Source organism: Faucicola sp. SE7633, from assembly GCF_059264685.1.
The window spans coordinates 45,251-61,148 of the sequence record NZ_JCADBW010000008.1 but is presented as its reverse complement, the minus strand read 5'-3'; the positions used below and the strand labels follow the sequence as shown (position 1 = coordinate 61,148).

The 15,898-nt window shown below is 51.5% G+C and carries 13 protein-coding genes and 1 pseudogene; 1 reads left to right on the top strand and 13 read right to left on the bottom strand.

The window, feature by feature from the left end; genetic code table 11:
- Positions 1 to 20: 20 nt before the first annotated feature.
- From AC5L4R_RS04750 to AC5L4R_RS04690, 13 genes and pseudogenes are all read right to left on the bottom strand, one after another.
- Positions 21 to 1,529, bottom strand: coding sequence for a cation:proton antiporter (locus tag AC5L4R_RS04750; RefSeq protein ID WP_067234609.1), 1,509 nt, complete (start codon positions 1,527 to 1,529; stop codon positions 21 to 23).
- A 272-nt stretch (positions 1,530 to 1,801) separates the two neighbouring features.
- Positions 1,802 to 2,578 (bottom strand): tRNA threonylcarbamoyladenosine dehydratase, encoded by a 777-nt coding sequence (locus AC5L4R_RS04745; RefSeq protein WP_494472918.1) that lies wholly within the window; start codon positions 2,576 to 2,578, stop codon positions 1,802 to 1,804.
- Between the two features lie 457 nt (positions 2,579 to 3,035).
- Complete coding sequence (locus AC5L4R_RS04740; protein ID WP_494472917.1) at positions 3,036 to 3,932, bottom strand: TatD family hydrolase; 897 nt, start codon at positions 3,930 to 3,932, stop codon at positions 3,036 to 3,038.
- Between the two features lie 16 nt (positions 3,933 to 3,948).
- The gene (locus tag AC5L4R_RS04735; RefSeq protein ID WP_494472916.1) at positions 3,949 to 4,803 is read right to left on the bottom strand and encodes an RsiV family protein; all 855 of its coding nucleotides are present in this window, start codon (positions 4,801 to 4,803) and stop codon (positions 3,949 to 3,951) included.
- Entirely contained in the window at positions 4,791 to 4,991 is a 201-nt protein-coding gene (locus AC5L4R_RS04730; protein WP_494472915.1) for a hypothetical protein, read from the bottom strand. The genes AC5L4R_RS04735 and AC5L4R_RS04730 overlap by 13 nt, the downstream gene beginning before the upstream one ends.
- Before the next feature lie 57 nt (positions 4,992 to 5,048).
- The gene (locus AC5L4R_RS04725) at positions 5,049 to 5,369 is read right to left on the bottom strand and encodes a hypothetical protein (RefSeq protein WP_494472914.1); all 321 of its coding nucleotides are present in this window, start codon (positions 5,367 to 5,369) and stop codon (positions 5,049 to 5,051) included.
- 106 nt (positions 5,370 to 5,475) lie between these two features.
- Positions 5,476 to 7,209, bottom strand: coding sequence for a bifunctional peptide-methionine (S)-S-oxide reductase MsrA/peptide-methionine (R)-S-oxide reductase MsrB (gene msrAB, locus AC5L4R_RS04720; protein WP_494472913.1), 1,734 nt, complete (start codon positions 7,207 to 7,209; stop codon positions 5,476 to 5,478).
- A gap of 572 nt (positions 7,210 to 7,781) precedes the next feature.
- On the bottom strand, positions 7,782 to 8,924 hold the full coding sequence (locus AC5L4R_RS04715; RefSeq protein ID WP_494472912.1) for an ABC transporter permease: 1,143 nt from the start codon (positions 8,922 to 8,924) through the stop codon (positions 7,782 to 7,784).
- Positions 8,924 to 10,174, bottom strand: a complete 1,251-nt coding sequence (locus AC5L4R_RS04710; protein ID WP_494472911.1) for an ABC transporter permease — start codon at positions 10,172 to 10,174, stop codon at positions 8,924 to 8,926. Before AC5L4R_RS04710 ends, AC5L4R_RS04715 begins: the two co-directional genes overlap by 1 nt.
- Positions 10,175 to 10,219: 45 nt before the next feature.
- Positions 10,220 to 11,485, bottom strand: coding sequence for an HlyD family secretion protein (locus tag AC5L4R_RS04705; RefSeq protein WP_079352025.1), 1,266 nt, complete (start codon positions 11,483 to 11,485; stop codon positions 10,220 to 10,222).
- Positions 11,486 to 11,556: 71 nt separating this feature from the next.
- Entirely contained in the window at positions 11,557 to 13,296 is a 1,740-nt protein-coding gene (locus tag AC5L4R_RS04700; RefSeq protein ID WP_494472910.1) for a TolC family protein, read from the bottom strand.
- Between the two features lie 145 nt (positions 13,297 to 13,441).
- Positions 13,442 to 13,522, bottom strand: a pseudogene (locus AC5L4R_RS04695) (RNA-guided endonuclease TnpB family protein); the annotation flags it as partial.
- A 74-nt stretch (positions 13,523 to 13,596) separates the two neighbouring features.
- On the bottom strand, positions 13,597 to 14,604 hold the full coding sequence (locus AC5L4R_RS04690; protein WP_494472909.1) for an RNA-guided endonuclease InsQ/TnpB family protein: 1,008 nt from the start codon (positions 14,602 to 14,604) through the stop codon (positions 13,597 to 13,599).
- Between the two features lie 215 nt (positions 14,605 to 14,819).
- Between AC5L4R_RS04690 and dinB the strand changes: the two genes are divergently transcribed.
- The gene (gene dinB, locus AC5L4R_RS04685; RefSeq protein ID WP_494472908.1) at positions 14,820 to 15,884 is read left to right on the top strand and encodes a DNA polymerase IV; all 1,065 of its coding nucleotides are present in this window, start codon (positions 14,820 to 14,822) and stop codon (positions 15,882 to 15,884) included.
- Positions 15,885 to 15,898: the final 14 nt, after the last annotated feature.

Below are 15,898 nucleotides of genomic sequence, written 5' to 3'. Positions count from 1 at the left end.
GTCCCACCGCGGATAGCGCCCTAAAAACTGCGCTTATCGGGCACAACTTCCAACGCTTCACCGCCTTTCACGCGCGGATACGGCAACGCCATGCCAACCGCCTCAGGCGAATCTTGGATGACCAACGGCGGCGGCTGATAACGCGAAATCACCTCCTCGCCGTTTTCGTCCTCATCAATCACGTATTTGTAGCCTTTGCGGTTGAGTTTTTCACACAAGCGTTGGTACCAACCTGCAAAGCCTTTGGTGGGCGCGTCGGGGTTGTAATAAAACGCATTCATCACCGCAGGCAAACCAAGCCCACAAACCACGCCCGACATCAACACCGCAATAAACGTATACGCCACCAAATAGCTGCTATAAGGCGCTAGCTCCTTGACATTGGCAACCGACAAAATCAACGCCAGCGAAATACCGCCGCGCACCCCACCCCATGACAAAATCGTCAAACTGCCATTGTAGGTATATTTTTTCCATGACGGAAAAAACGAAAACGCCAAAAAATTGCCGATAAACCGCGACACGTGCAACGCCAAAAACGCCACCAAACCGCCCAAAATCAGCTCTAAATTCAAATCCAAAATAAACAGCTCAAGCCCAATCAGGGTAAACAAAAATGAATTGATAATCCCCTCAATGGTGTGCCAAAAGTGATTGACATCATCGACTTCACGCTCTTGCAAAATCTGCTTCCAACGGTTGCCGACCATCAAGCCGCCAATCACACACGCAATCGGCGCAGACGCATGGGCGTGCAGCGCAACCAAATACGAGCCACTTGCCAGCAGTGCCGTGGTCAAAATCAGCGATTCAGGCTCATGCTCACCGCTTAAAATCCGCAGCGTCATGCTACCAAAAAACCAACCAATCAACGCCGCAACAACGATTTCATACAACAGCACCTCAATGGTGTGAATAAAACTAAAACTGCTGCCTTGAATCACATTCAAGATCGTCATAAACAGCGCAATACACACCGCGTCATTAAACAGCGACTCACCCTCAAGCTTGACCATCAAATGCGCAGGTGCTTTGACCGAGCTTAGGACACCTTTAATCCCAATCGGGTCGGTTGCACCCAATGCCGCACCCAGTAGCAGCAGCACCGCAAACGGGATTTTATAACCGTTGAGCCATTGAAAACCAAACATAAACCCTGCAAAAAACAGCGCGCACAGCACCAGCGCAAGGCTTGCTAAAATACTAATCGGCTTCCAATAATGCTTGAGATCTGACACGCGAAATTTGAGCGCGGACGCAGTCAAAATAAAACAAATCACGCCATTGATTAAAAAATCATAAAAATCAATGCGCCGTACCGCCTCCTCGATGTTATGAATATTAATCGTAATAAAGCTGTTGTTGCCAAATAGGCTCACGCTCCATTGCAAAATAAACACCAAAATCGCCGACACAATCGGCACACCAATCGCAGGCGGAAAGCCCAAAATCCGCCGATTAAACAACGTCGTGATAATCGACAGCGCGCACACCGCCGTAACGACTTGTAAAAAAACAAAATTACCCATAATCAACCATGCGCCAAATCATTACCAATTTTCAATCGAAATAATACATACCCACAACAGCGCGACAGCCAAACCACCGACGCGCAGCCAGCCAATAAGTGGCTTAAAATATAAAAAATCCAAACAGACAACCACCACAAACACAAAAACGCCAAGCCAAACCCTTGACTTGACGTTTTTACCTTAACAGCTATCGCACCCAATGCAAGCAAATTTTGGTTACATTTTGCAACACAAAACTACCAATCCATAACTTAGCCGTCCTGCAGTGCTTAACTGGCTGCCAATTTGAGCCCTTCAGCCACCATCACCATACCAACCACTGAGGTCACCGCCACCGCCGAACCATAGCCACCGCAATGCAAACCGCCCGTTTGGCAGGTCGTGTCAAATTTGGGCGCTTCACTGGAAAACACACAGCGCAAGCCAAATTTTTCTTTTAGCTCGCGGTTGATATTATGCTCACGCAGGCGTTGGCGCAGCTTAGCCAAAAGTGGGTCTTGGTAAGTGTCGCGTAAATCACTGACTGTGATGGCGGTTGGGTCAATCTTACCGCCTGCTCCGCCTGAGAGGATAAGCTTTAGCTTGTTAAACCGACAATGCAGCGCGATGGCAAGTTTGGCGTGAATATCATCGACGCAATCAAGCACCAGCACCGCTTCACCTGCTGCTTGTTTTGCTGCCGCCTCTGCACGGCTGGGCAGCACCTCTTTGACATTATCGGCCGTCAAAAAATCATCAACCAAATGCAGCGTCAAGCGCGGATTGATTTGGCGTAGGCGCGTTGCCATTGCCTCGATTTTGCTCACGCCAAATGTGCTATCGAGTGCAGGCAACTGGCGATTGACATTGGAGGCCACCAACACATCCAAGTCAATCAGCGTTATCGTACCCACGCCCGTACGCGCCAAGCCCTCTGCCACCCATGAACCCACGCCGCCCACCCCAATGACATACGCGTGCAAGCGTTCAAATTTGGCAAAACGCGCCTCACCGTAGAGCGTTTGTGTACCCGTAAAGCGGCGTTGGTATTGGTCAGTGTCAGTCATTGGCAGTCACTTGGTTGGTTTCGTATGTTGGGTTAAATGCTTTTATCATTCGTTGCCGTAAACCTGCGACTTCAGGCGGTGGATATAAGGCAATTGTTAAATGCGATAAGTTTTGCTATACTCATCTTACTATATTCAATGTCTTACATTCCACAGTTAAGTTAAGACTAAATTGCGAGTACGCAGTAACTTAACTGGTAAGACGTTTTCAAACACACACTTAAGCTAATTCGTGTCTAAGACAATCCTAACGGTAGGATTAGCTTAAAATAAGAACCTAAGATGTACGGTGTGTCGTACGGGCGGTTGCCATTGTCTTAGGTTTGCGGTGGGGCTTCACCGTCTTGCAGAAGGAATCCCCGAACGATAGGGAGGGGAGGAAGTCAATTGAGCCGCTGTGATGCAACAGGCGTGGCTAAACAACAAAAAATGACGCGCCACAAAATCGGCTAGCCCCTCAAATAGGCTCAAATTCGCCAAAATCATGTTGCAGTGCCGCGCGGCTGTTGTGCCACAAATGCTTGGCTAAAACCGTTTTATCAACGTTAATCAACCCAGCAAGCTCTGCCAACACAAACGGCAAATTGGCAGGCACGTTGCGCCGCCCGTGGGTGGCATGGCACGGCAATGGGGTAAAATCGGGGCAATCGGTTTCTATCACAAGGCTAGCTAGCCCGACCGCTGCCACCAGATCAACCAAAGCACGGCGCAATTTTTTGGCATTTGGGTTTGTGACTTGCCCCGTCACACCGATTTTAAAGCCCAAATTCACCAAGGCTTTGGCCTCTTGGATACCACCGCTAAAGCTATGCGCGATACCACCGTGGGCAAATTTTGTTGCTTTAAGCATAGCGATGGCATCGGCGTGGGCGCGGCGAATGTGCAGCAACACAGGCAAGCGGTGCTGGTCGGCCAAACTTAGCTGCGCGTCAAACAGTTGGCGCTGCTTGGCGTAGTGCTCGGGGGCTTTGAGCTCATCGCTAAAAGTATCCAGCCCAATCTCACCGATGGCAAGGCTTTGATACTTATCCAAATACGCCGCCAATGTGTCAATATCATTAGGCGCGTGCTGGCGGATATAGGCAGGGTGCAAGCCAAACGCAAGGTGCGCTTGTGGCACAGGCTCGGCAATGGCTAATGTTTGCAGCTGATTTTGGCAAGCCAACATGGCATCAAATCGCCGCGCCAAAAAGCCAATGAGCACCACATGACGCACACCTGCGGCATACGCCAAGCGGCTTTGCTTGGCGCGGTCTGCGTCAAAGTCAGGCACATCAAAGTGCGTGTGGGTGTCAATCAACGGTAACACAGTCGGGACAACGTCCAACGGCTTTTGGCTAACAAGGTGCTCCATGCTTTAGAAAAACCGTCTAATGGGACAAATACTCAGGGCGCACAATGCCTTGTAATTTGGCATAAGGGATGGTAATACTGGGCGCACCAAACGCATAAAACGCCAGCTCATACGGCTGGTATTGCAGCAACAAGCCCTCGCGTGTCCACGTGTAGTTGTCGGTCAAGGCAAATTTCCAGTCTTTAAAATGCTTGACAGGGTCAAGGTCGCCGCGCTTAAGCTGCGCGGTAAAATCCGCGCGTGCCAACGCCTCTAAGCGCGGTTGTTGTTTGGGTAATAAAATATCATCCAAGGTCACCACACGCTCGCGCGCGCTATCAAAGACATAATGCTGAATATTGCTGACACCATGCGCACCGCCCAGATAGGTGTTGGTATCGACCTCAACCAGCTCTAGGCTACCGCGATGCCCGTTGTAGTGCGGCAGGGCGCTGACTTGGACGGGCACGATATCGCCATCTTGCCAATTACCGCGCGCCTCGATGTTGTTGGTATTTTCGCGCACAAGGCTATCAATCGCGGCATTGATGGCGGCTTTATACTGCGCTTGGGTGGGTGCGGCGATGGCTTGCAACACTTGCGCTTGTCGTTTGGTGGCAGTATCGTCACCAACGACAAACAGCGCGTCAATCACGGCTTTATTGACGCGGCTATCTAGCCACGCCTTGCCTGTGTCAATCAGCTGAAAATCAACGTCAGGGCATGCCTTGCCGCAACGCTCGGGGTGCTCAAGTGCGCTGCCTATTTGTGGCCGATAGGTGTTAAAGTACAAATCCTGCGCCCACGTTTGCCCGTTCGCGCCAGCAAGCAATACCGCAAAACTTGCCCATTTGCCCAATGTTTGCCAAGCTTGTGGGGTCATTGCCGACATATGCTATCCTGATTGGTGGTTGGGTGATAGGGTTTATCGCGTTGGCGGCGGCTAGGTGGGCTTGCCGCGTGCGCATGGGACGGCGGTATCACAGACGGCACACTGCCTGCCTGCCGACTGCTGCGCCGTGGCAACAGCAATAACGCTGCCGCAGCGGCGGTGAGCTTGAATGTGGTGGTGACTGTCATACGCTTGCCTTAGGGTTTTGCGCTGTCATCGCTGCCCAGCCTTTGGTCATCATGCCATCAGCTAAAATGCGCTGGCTCTTCGTCATAGACATTGGCATGCCACTGCGACACTTGCCGCTGCATAAAGCTTTGAATCGCTGCGTGAATCATGTGCTGCCCGATGTATTTGCTATCTGCGCCCAGCATTTTGCGCACTTCGTCAGAAAATTCAATACAAACCAAGGGGGCTTCATCGCTGTGAGCCGCACGCAAGACCAGTTTGCCATCGTCTTGTTCGACAAATTCTAACATCATCTTTTCAATACCTGTCTCTGTGCCGCGCTCGACTGCGACATCCATTGCATCCCAGCGCGCATCGTCTGAATTGGTTTTGTGCATGGTGCTAATCCTTGTGCTTAAATTCAAGCAAAACCTAAGCGACACCATCGTCGCGTATGGGTATTAAAATGGGTGCATGGCAAGCAAAAATCAAGTTTGGGTAAGCCTACTGCACAAGCGGCACCAACGCGCCGTAGCCTGCGGCAGGCATTTGCGCAAGCGCAATGAATTTGAGCGCGTCGCCGTTGATACAGTAGCGCAGCCCGCCTTTATCACGTGGGCCGTCATCAAACACATGCCCCAAGTGCGAATGGGCGACCCGTGAGCGCACCTCGGTGCGTACCATGTTAAAACTGGTGTCGGTTGCGGTTGTGATTACTTGTGGGGCAATCGGCTGGGTAAAGCTTGGCCAGCCGCAGCCTGAGTCGTATTTGTGTGTGGACAAAAACAACGGCTCACCGCTGACCACATCGACATATAGCCCTTTGTCAAACAAGTGGTCATAGGCGTGGCTAAATGCGCGCTCGGTGGCGGCATTTTGGGTGATGTCATACTGGGCGCGGCTGAGGCGTTGTTTGAGGTTTTTGTCGTAGCCTTGATAGCGTTTGGGGTCAAGCGCGGCAGCGATGCTGTCAGCCGGCGCAAGAGACTGGTTTTGCGCCTTGTGCCCTATCACGGGAATTTTTTGCTCGGCAAGGCGAATGTCAATGTGGCAATAGCCATTGGGGTGCTTGCTTAGGTAGTCTTGGTGGTAGTCCTCGGCTTGATAAAAGTTTTTGAGCGGTTGGCTTTCAACCACAATCGGCTGACGGTATGTTTGGGCAAGCGCGGCTAAGGTTTGGTCAATCACCGCCTTGTCGGCAGGGTCGGTGTAATAAATGCCCGTGCGGTACTGCACGCCACGGTCGTTGCCTTGTTTATTTAAGCTGGTCGGGTCGATGACGCGCGTGTAATACGCCAAAATGGTGGCAAGGTTGGTTTTGTCAGCGTCATAGGTGACCTTGACGGTCTCGGCATGTCCCGAACCTGCAATCACGTCTTGGTAGCTTGGCGCGCTGCCTGTGTCTTTGCCATTGGCATAGCCTGACACAGCATCCACCACGCCTTCCACGCGTTCCATATACGCCTCAAGCCCCCAAAAACAGCCGCCTGCCAGATAAATGGTGTGCGTGCGAATCGGCGTTTTGCCATCGGCTTGGTAATACACGCCATTGGCTTGGTGGGCGGTCAGTGCATGCGCTTGTGGGTTCGCGCCTGCGCGATCGGTCACCGCCGCGCCACGGGCGTTCATGGCTTTGAGCTCGGCAAAATCATTGCTTGCGTTGTCCGCCAATGCTTGCATTTGCACGGGCGTTAGGTTGCCTTTGACCAACTTAAGCAGATTGCCTTGTTTGTCCAAAATCGCAAAATTGGGATACACTTGAATACCAAACTGGCGAATGAGCGTGCCGTCGCTGTCCATCAGCACGGACAAATCAGGATAGTCCTTGGCAACCACCTTGTACCATGTGGTAAAGTCCTGCGTGGATTTTTCATTGAGCTGACCTGGGCTGACCACGCTGATGACGTTGATTTGTGGGTATTGCTTTGCCCAGTCGTTGGCTTCTTGCAAGGTCGCTAGGCACAGCGGACACCAACTTGCCCAAAACTTCACCACGGTGGGCTTGTTGGGATCAATGCCATGGGTTGGGTTGGCGGCGTTTTTGTGGTATGGATTGGCTTGTGGCAGGCGTTGCAAGGTTGCCAACGTGGCATTGGGCAGCAGGTCGCGCTTGCTTATGCGTGCAGGTTTATCTTGCCGCGCTTGGCTAAGTTGGGCATCGACTTTTTGGCAACTGGTTAAAACAAGGCTTGCGCCAAATAGCACAGACACTAAAGCACGACGAGCAGTGATGGGCATGGTGAATTCCTGTCTTCATGGCAAGTTTTAATCAATATAACGCACAATTTATCAACACGATACGATATTTTAGTACTTTGGCTCATTGCAAGCGTGTGATCATTTAATTTGATTAAAAAATGCCGACAGACTGGTAAAATTTGCGTAGCGTTTTTGCGTTAATCTACCCATTGACTTCCTCCCCTCCCTAAAGTGAGGGGATTCCTTCTGCAAGACGGTGAAGCCCCACCGCAAACCTAAGACAATGGCAACCGCCCGTACGACACACCGTACATCTTAGATTCTTATTTTAAGCTAATCCTACCGTTAGGATTGTCTTAGACACGAATTAGCTTAAGTGTGTGTTTGGAAACGTCTTACCAGTTAAGTTACTGCGTACTCGCAATTTAGTCTTAACTTAACTGTGGAATGTAAGACATTGAATATAGTGAGATGAGTATAGCAAAACTCATCGCATTTAACAATTGCCTTATATCCACCGCCTGAAGTCGCAGGTTTACGGCAACGAATGATAAAAAACCGCTCAAATAGCGGCTGAGCGGATTTGGCAAAGCGACGGCTATCTGCCTGCCCTAGTCCTCACTGGCAAACCATTGCAGCAGCAGCAAGCACACCAACGTGATAATCATCAGCGCGGCAAAATAGGTCGTGGTATCACCCAGTGGGTCGCCCATTTGGTTGAGCATGACCGAGGCATTCATGCCCGAAGTGCTTGGCAATAGCCAGCGCACGTATTGAAGCGGCTCGGGCAGCATGGCCTCTGGCCACGTAATACCCGAGATAAATAGCATGGGCATGGAGCTGACCACCAAAATTTGCATGGCGCGTTCACGCTCACCAAACCACACCCCAAGCAAGCAGCCTAGCGAGGTCACCGCAGGAAAAAACACCGCCAACAAAAGCAGCGAGCCTGTCAAATTTTGGTTGCGCGGATAATCATTGAGCGCAAATACCCAACCGTAATAAAAACAGCCCAAAATCACCCCAACACATGACAAGCCGACCACACGCGCCAGCCACGTCTTAAAATGCGCGCGATACGTCTGGCGCTCGACCCATGTGCCAACCAGCATTGCCGTGCCCATCAAGTACATCTGCTGCAAAATCAAAATCGCCACGGGCGGTACGACATAACTGCCATAGCCTTCAGTGACGTTGTATAACGGGTTGATGGTGATATTGACAGGCGAAAAACTGGCTTTGGCAACATTGATATCCTGTCCCTGCGCAACCGCGCGTTTGATTTCTGCCCCTGCCGATACCGTACCTGCAACCTCCATGAAACCCGTTTGCACTTGTTTATTGAGCAAAAAATAGTTACCGTTTGCCAAGATACTGACTTTGGCGGCTTGCCCTGAATTGACGTTTTGGAACAAATTGGGCGCAATGACCATATAGCCTGCGATTTTGCCTTGCCACATCAGCTGACGCGCTTGGCGTTCGTCGGTGACGACCTGCGCATCAAGGCGTGGATTGGCTTGGGCATAGCCAATCATGGTGTTTGACAGCGTTGAGTGGTCATAATCGACAATCGCCACAGGCACATGGCGCACGACTTCATTTTTGTACGGCCACGGATAAAAAAAGCCGTACAAAATTGGCGCGATAATCAGCATCGTCATCACGCCTTTATCGGCAAGCGCACTTTGCCACACCGCCAGCACTTGGCGCAAAAAACTGCGCTCCCACACATCGCGCACGACCCGTTTTGCCATCAGCGCTGCCCCCATTTTTCAGGTTTTAGCAAGGCTTTTTTGGTCAAAGCTGCCGACAATAGCAAGGTGATGGCAACCGCCAACATAAAGCCATACGCCGCCGAGATGGCATAGCTTGGGGGCGCGCCCATTTGAATTTGCGGGGTTTGTACGCGCAAATAATGCGTCAGCGGCAAGGCATTTGCCCAGCGTTGGGCGGCAGGGCTCATGGCGATGAACGGAAACGTCACGCCCGAAAACGCAAACGACGGCGCGGAGATAAAACCCGTAAATGACAAACCTTGTCGATACGAAAACGTGCCAACAGTGACAATCACGCCAAGCCAAAACGACACCATCATAAACAACAAAAATATGCCATACGTGACCGCAAGCGATGCCAAACGCACAGGATAAATGCGCGTATCAAGGGTCAAAATCACCGCCCCCCACAGCGTATACGCCAACATTGCCCAAATCAATTTGCCATTGAGCCCTGCCATAACGCGCCACAGTGTCGGATGGGCAGGGTCACCGCCGATACTGGCATACCACTGCCCCAGCGTTTTGTCGCGCAGCTCACGCCCAATGACTGACGCACCAATCACCATCGACAAGATATGCAACAAAGCAGGCATGGTAGTGACGGACAAAAACTGTTGGTAGTTGTTGGCGGTGTTAAATAGGCCAATGCTTTGGGTTTGAATGGGTGAATAGCTAGTACGAACGGTGGTGATGTCTTCACCTTGGGCAATACGGCGTTTGATTTCTGCCCCTGCCGAAAACGTGCCCACAGCGGTACGCACGCCTTTTTGCACCATACCTGAGTGCGTCCCAAACTGGGCATTGACATTGAGCAAAAGCCGTGTGGGTCTGCCGCTTTGCAAGTTGTCGGCAAAATCGTACGGAATTTCAATCACACCGTACACCGTGCGCTGTTCAATCGCACGTTTGGCGGCTGCGGCATCGGGCAATTCGGCGACGACATCGACCTCGGGCGTGGCATCAATGTAGCGGATCAAGGTGGTAGATTGCGCGGTGTGGCTGTGGTCAATCACCGCCACAGGCACACCAACCAGCGCACCTGCGCTAAAGGTCCACCAAACCAAAAACACAATCAGCAAGGGCAGCCAAAACATCACGGCAAAATCCCACGGATTGTTTTGCAAAAACACCATCTCACCTCGCGCGCTGCGCCAAAACGCAGCAAACAGCCCACCGCGTTGGTTGGGCTGTGTGTTGGTGACAGGCGGAACGGTTTGGCTAGGCATGCGCTATTATCTAATTGTGCTCATTGTAAAGGTTGAACGCTGCGTTTATTTTGCAGCAGTTTGGTTGTTGTCGGCAGGTATTTCGACCAACACCGTCATGCCTTGGCGCAAACGGCTATCAGGCTTTTGCGGATGGGCGCGAATCTCAAACGTGCGCATATCAAAGCCGTCTTTGCTGTTGGTTGGTCGCCATGTGGCAAAATCTGACAACACCGAGCTTGAATACACCTTGAACACTTGTGTGTATGGCTGCCCATCGGTCGATAGTGCAGGCACTTTACCCGTAAACTGGCTACCGACGGCAAAACGTCCAAGGTTATTTTCGGTGACGTTAAGCACCACCCATTGGTCAGTCGGATCAACGACGGTCACCAACGGTACGCCTTGCCCAACCACTTGCCCCGGTTTGGCAATGACATCATCAACAATGCCTGCAATCGGGCTTTTGAGGTTAGCCTCGTCTTTGGCAACCAAGGCTTCTTTGATTTTGCCCTCAACTTGGCGCACCTGCGCGGCAGCACCTTCGATATCTTCACTGCGCGCGCCTGTTTTGGCAAGGTCGTATTGCGCTTTGGCGGCGTTGGCTTTGTCTTGGCTGGCGCGGTAGTTGGTGTAGGCCTCATCGCGTTTTTGGCGCGACATCAAGCCTTCGCTGGCAAGGCGATCGACGCGCTCAAAGGTGGTCTTTGCCAAATCCGCTGCCGATTGTGCCGCTTCGTACTGATAACGCGCCATCTCGATTTCTTGCGGTCGCGCCCCATTTTTGGCTTTATCAAGTTGGCTTTGCGCCGCATCACGGGCAGCGCGCGCTTCTTCTAGCTTGGCGTTGATTTCAGGGCTTTCCATGTCAATCAGCGGTGTGCCGATGGTGATGTTGTCACCTTCTTTGACATAAATTTGGCTAATCCGCCCTGCCACTTTGGCAGCTACAGGCGTTTGCCTAACCTCGATACGCCCTTGTAGCGTCGTCGGCTCGGTGCTGATTCCGGCTTTATCTTTGAACAATCCCCACAGCACCAAACCTATTAGACTAAGCAAAATCAAGGTGATAATCAGACTGCGCAGCTTGCTGGGCTTTTTGGCAGGTGGTTCGTAAGCAGGGGCAGGTGGCGCAGGCGGCGGTTCAATGGGCGGCACAGTGCCTGCAACAGACGGTGTTGGATCGGCTGACGCTTGTGCAAGCGGCTCGTCGATTTCTTCCACCGTGGTGGTTGTGGTGGTGACAACGACATGGCGCGGTTGTTGCGGCTCTACCGTGTTCGCGTCGAGGCGTGGCGCGTCGTGTGAGGTGGGGTCGTTGGGGTTTGCCATAGGTTGCCTGTTGGTCTCAACGGTTGGTTATCAGTTTTTTTACAACTTTTTAAATTAAAGTACGGCTCATATTAGCTGGCGCGCTGCTCAAAATAAATTGCAGGCAGCTTAATGTCCGCGCTTTGCATGTATTGATTAAACGCCAGCGGTGTGCCACAGCTTTGCATCAGATCCGCCAGTGCTTGCACGTAGTCGTTGGCAGCTTTTGCTTGTTCGGTTTTTGCCTTTTGCAAATTGGCCTCAGCTTGCATGACTTCAACGGCGGTATTCACACCTTCTTGAAAGCCCAAACGGCGAAAGCGTAGCATTTCACTGGCAAGCTCAATGTTGGTGTTGAGTGCGATGTAATTTTGCTGCGCGTTTTTGACGCTTTGCCAGTTTTTTTCAACCAACAACATGATGTTATCGGCGGCATCGACTTGGCTAAATTCGGCTTGGTGCAGCTTGGCAAGGCTTGATTGGCGGCTGGCATCGCGGTCGATACCGCCCCACAGCTTCCAGTTGGCAGCCACACCTGCAATCCAGTTGTCCTCAGTGCCTGCTTGCGCGCGCCCAAATACGGTGACGGTTGGGCGATAGTTGGCTTCGCTAAATGCGTGCAAGGCTTGGGCTTGTTGGTATTTTGCCGCCACTTTGGCAAAGGCAGGGTGGTGCTGTTTGGCTTGCTGCTGAAAATACGCCAGCGGCGGTAGCGGCTTGGTGGAGACAAACAACGGTGAGGTTGGGCGCACGGCATACGGGGTGCGTAGCATACGCTGCAGCGCGGTCATGGCAAGCTGGGCATCGTTTAATGCTTTGATATTTTCGTATTCGGCATCAGCCAGTGCTTTTTTGGCTTCTAGGCGGTCTACCCGTGAAATCAGCCCGACATCCAGCGAGCGTTGGGCGGCGTAGTCGGTTTCTTGGATAGCGCGCAAAGCTTGGTTGCGCAAATACGCCGCCATGATAGCAAGCTGGGTCTGAAAATAACGCTTGGCAAGCGTGGTGTATTGTTCATCAAGTGACAGGCTGGCATCGGCGCGGCTTTCGTCGGTCATGCCGTTGAGCAAATCGGTTACCGATTGGGTGCGATTGCCATTGTACGCTGACCACAGCACCGTAACATTGGCGTTGGCAAGGTTGCGATTGACGTCGCGTGAGGTGTTGTTGGGCACGCTGTCATCAATCAAGCCGCCGATATCGCTTGGGGTTGGCACAGGAATGGGTAAGGGCACGGGCAGCGGATTGGCTAAATTGCCCAAATCCGTGCGCACGTCGTTTTTAAAATCTTTGGTATCAATATCCACATCGACATGGGCGTGGGCGGCGGTTGCGCCGATGAATACCACAGGCTTGTTGAGGTTGCGCGTGGAGTCGGCGCGTAAGGCATTGCTGACGATGTTGGCGTTATCGGCGGCAACTTTGGGTGATACTTGCACCAAATACGCCTGCGCTTGGCTAAGCGTCAAGTAGCTGGGGACATTGACTTCCACACTTGGCGGAAACGGCACGCCATTGTTAATGACTTTGTCAAAGTTTTGCGCGGAATACTCAACGGCAGGCACTTGGGCGATATCGACAGGCTGCGGACTTGGTGGCGCGGTGATAACAGGTGGCGTGTCGGTCGGTGTCGCGTCGGGGTTTAGCTTATCTGTGCTTAGCGCGGTTGGGGCGTTGGAGGTGGCATTGGCGGTCTTGGCCAAATCATCGGCACACGCAGGTTGGGCGATGCCACACCCCAACGCGGCATATAGCGCGACCTGCAACGCCTGTGCACTGCCTTTGCGTGCGTGCGGCAACGATTGTCGGATAAAACGAAATTTGGATGTCATGGCACTCACTATCGCTGATGAACCGTTGCTAAACAAAATCGGGCATAAAACCACTACACCGCCAAACCAATGCTGAATTGTAAAAACTTGCGCATGACTCGTCAATCTATACTTTTGACTGGCATTTTTTGACTTCCTCCCCTCCCTAAAGTGAGGGGATTCCTGCTCCCAGACGGTCAAGCCCGACCGCAAGAATGTTCTTACTAGCATTGATATCTCTATCATGCCGTGTGCCACACTTCGCACAAGTCTACTGCGAGCATAGCTCTTGTCTTGCGAACGGGCAAAGCAGTGCTTTGCTTATCCGTTCTCATCTCTTATTCGCAAACCTGCTCTACCTTTCGGACTACTGGACGTATCGCCACAGCACGAACAAGTTTGGGTAGTGTATTTCTCATTGACGATTTCAAAACGGCAACCTGCGTTCTCGCATTTGTAGGTCAGTTGTCGTTTGAGTTCAAACCAACCTGCATCGTAAACCGATTTGGCTAGTTTGCCTTTTTTGCTGTTAAATTGGGTGGTTTTAACGTCACCAACCACGATTAGCGCGTTATCTTTGACTAATCGGGTGGTGAATTTGTGGATGAGGTCTTGGCGTGTATTTTTGATTTTGGCATGGATAGCCTTAACACGCTGTTTGTTTTTTGCTCGTTGGGCGGTGGCTAATTTTTTAGCCCATGCTTGGGTCTGTTTGATTTGCAGTTTATCACCTTTTGAGGTGGTGGCACTGTCTTTAAGCCCTAAGTCAATACCGATACTATCTGCTCCGCATTGTGTTTTAGGGTATTCTTTGACGGTGATACAGGCATACCATCGGTTACGGCTGTCTTGGACGACCTCAAGGGTGTTGATTTGATACAGCGATAGATTGTAGCTGTCCCATACGTCTATCAGTAGCTTTTGCCCTTTGGCTAGGCTTAATTGTAACGTCGATTTTAAGCCCTTTTTGCCTGTTTGGTGGGTGGCAATGTGTTTGATGGCGGATTGTTTAAATGGTAGCCAACCGAGTGATTGACGTTTTGAGTTTGGGTTGTTGGTTCGCCATGATAGTTTAGCTTTTTTGCATTGCTTTCGGCTTTTGGCATGGGTTTCGTTGATGGCTTGGATGGTTTGCGAGTGTAAGCCAAGGAATTCGCCGCTACCTTTGGTATATTCGTTTAGGTCATAGGCTGAAAAGAATTTGCCTGTTTTTTGTAGGTGCTTGTAACTCAAGTCATTGATGTAGTTCCACACGAAATTGACCGAACCACTTAGGCGGTTAAGTTGGTCTGTGTGTTTATCTCGTATGCGTAACTTGAGTGTTTTCATGGGTTTATTTTAACATATTTAGTATCTTATCGTGTGTAAGCATAGCTACTTAAGTTGCCTTATATCCACCGCCTAAAGTCGCAGGTTTACGGCAACGGAAGATAAACGTTTGCCCGTCGTCGTGGATTTTTGCCGATACCGCCTTTATAATGGCGGTTGATGGCTGTTTTGATGCCACATATTTTATGTCATTGATTTGGCAATCAAATTTTAACATGGTACAAAAAATTATCCACATCGACATGGACGCATTTTATGCCAGTGTCGAGCAGCGCGACAACCCTGCATGGCGTGGGCTCCCCGTCGTCGTTGGCGGTGACCCCAATGGGCGCGGCGTGGTTGCTACCGCCAGCTATGAGGCGCGGCAATTTGGTGTACGCTCTGCCATGTCGTGCTATCGTGCGCGCCAGCTGTGCCCACACGCGGTCTTTGTGCGCCCACGCTTTGAGGTGTATCGCGCGATTAGCCAACAAATTCGTACGCTGATGCAGGCGTATAGCGATTGTATTGAGCCGCTATCATTGGACGAGGCGTATTTGGACGTGTCGGCAAGCCCGTTTGAGCAAGGTTCAGCAACACGCATTGCCAATCGGCTGCGCGGCGATATCTGGACGCAAACGGGTTTGACCGCGTCGGCAGGCGTGTCGTACAACAAAATGCTGGCAAAAATCGCCTCAGATATCAACAAGCCCAACGGTATTGCGGTCATCACACCCGAGCAAGCGTTGGATTTTATCGCCGCCCTACCTGTCAAAAAATTTCACGGCATCGGCAAAGCAACGGTCAAAACTTTACACGAAATGGGCATCTATACGGGCTTGGATTTGCGTAACACGCCAAGCGCGGTGCTCAAGCAGCGTTTTGGCAAGCGCGGTGAGTTTTATCACCAAATCAGCCACGGCAACGACCCACGCGCTGTCAAAGGCGAGCGCGTGCACAAATCCGTCGGCTCAGAGAGTACATTTGTTCACAATCTGACCGATAAAGCTTTGATTTTACAAGCTTTAAATCATGAAAACACCAAGGCGTTTGGCCAGCTTACGCGCAAAAACAAACTTGCCCACACCGTGACCATCAAGGTCAAATACAGTGATTTTAGCCAACTGACGCGCTCACACAGCTTTAGCGCGCCTGTGACCTCAGCGCAGATGGTTGAGGGCTGGCTGGCGTGGCTGTACGATCAGACCCCACAAGCCCTGCCCGTGCGCTTGGTCGGGGTGACGTATTCTAACTTGGTCAATCCCGATGACTGTGATCAACTGGCACTGTTTGGCGACTAGCGACGCTATTCGCT

Bases quoted from the DNA above. Each gene is read 5' to 3' on its own strand.
- AC5L4R_RS04750 (WP_067234609.1), bottom strand. From the start codon at position 1,529: ATGGGTAATTTTGTTTTTTTACAAGTCGTTACGGCGGTGTGCGCGCTG.
- AC5L4R_RS04745 (WP_494472918.1), bottom strand. From the start codon at position 2,578: ATGACTGACACTGACCAATACCAACGCCGCTTTACGGGTACACAAACG.
- AC5L4R_RS04740 (WP_494472917.1), bottom strand. From the start codon at position 3,932: ATGGAGCACCTTGTTAGCCAAAAGCCGTTGGACGTTGTCCCGACTGTG.
- AC5L4R_RS04735 (WP_494472916.1), bottom strand. From the start codon at position 4,803: ATGTCGGCAATGACCCCACAAGCTTGGCAAACATTGGGCAAATGGGCA.
- AC5L4R_RS04730 (WP_494472915.1), bottom strand. From the start codon at position 4,991: ATGACAGTCACCACCACATTCAAGCTCACCGCCGCTGCGGCAGCGTTA.
- AC5L4R_RS04725 (WP_494472914.1), bottom strand. From the start codon at position 5,369: ATGCACAAAACCAATTCAGACGATGCGCGCTGGGATGCAATGGATGTC.
- msrAB (WP_494472913.1), bottom strand. From the start codon at position 7,209: ATGCCCATCACTGCTCGTCGTGCTTTAGTGTCTGTGCTATTTGGCGCA.
- AC5L4R_RS04715 (WP_494472912.1), bottom strand. From the start codon at position 8,924: ATGGCAAAACGGGTCGTGCGCGATGTGTGGGAGCGCAGTTTTTTGCGC.
- AC5L4R_RS04710 (WP_494472911.1), bottom strand. From the start codon at position 10,174: ATGCCTAGCCAAACCGTTCCGCCTGTCACCAACACACAGCCCAACCAA.
- AC5L4R_RS04705 (WP_079352025.1), bottom strand. From the start codon at position 11,485: ATGGCAAACCCCAACGACCCCACCTCACACGACGCGCCACGCCTCGAC.
- AC5L4R_RS04700 (WP_494472910.1), bottom strand. From the start codon at position 13,296: ATGACATCCAAATTTCGTTTTATCCGACAATCGTTGCCGCACGCACGC.
- AC5L4R_RS04690 (WP_494472909.1), bottom strand. From the start codon at position 14,604: ATGAAAACACTCAAGTTACGCATACGAGATAAACACACAGACCAACTT.
- dinB (WP_494472908.1), top strand. From the start codon at position 14,820: ATGGTACAAAAAATTATCCACATCGACATGGACGCATTTTATGCCAGT.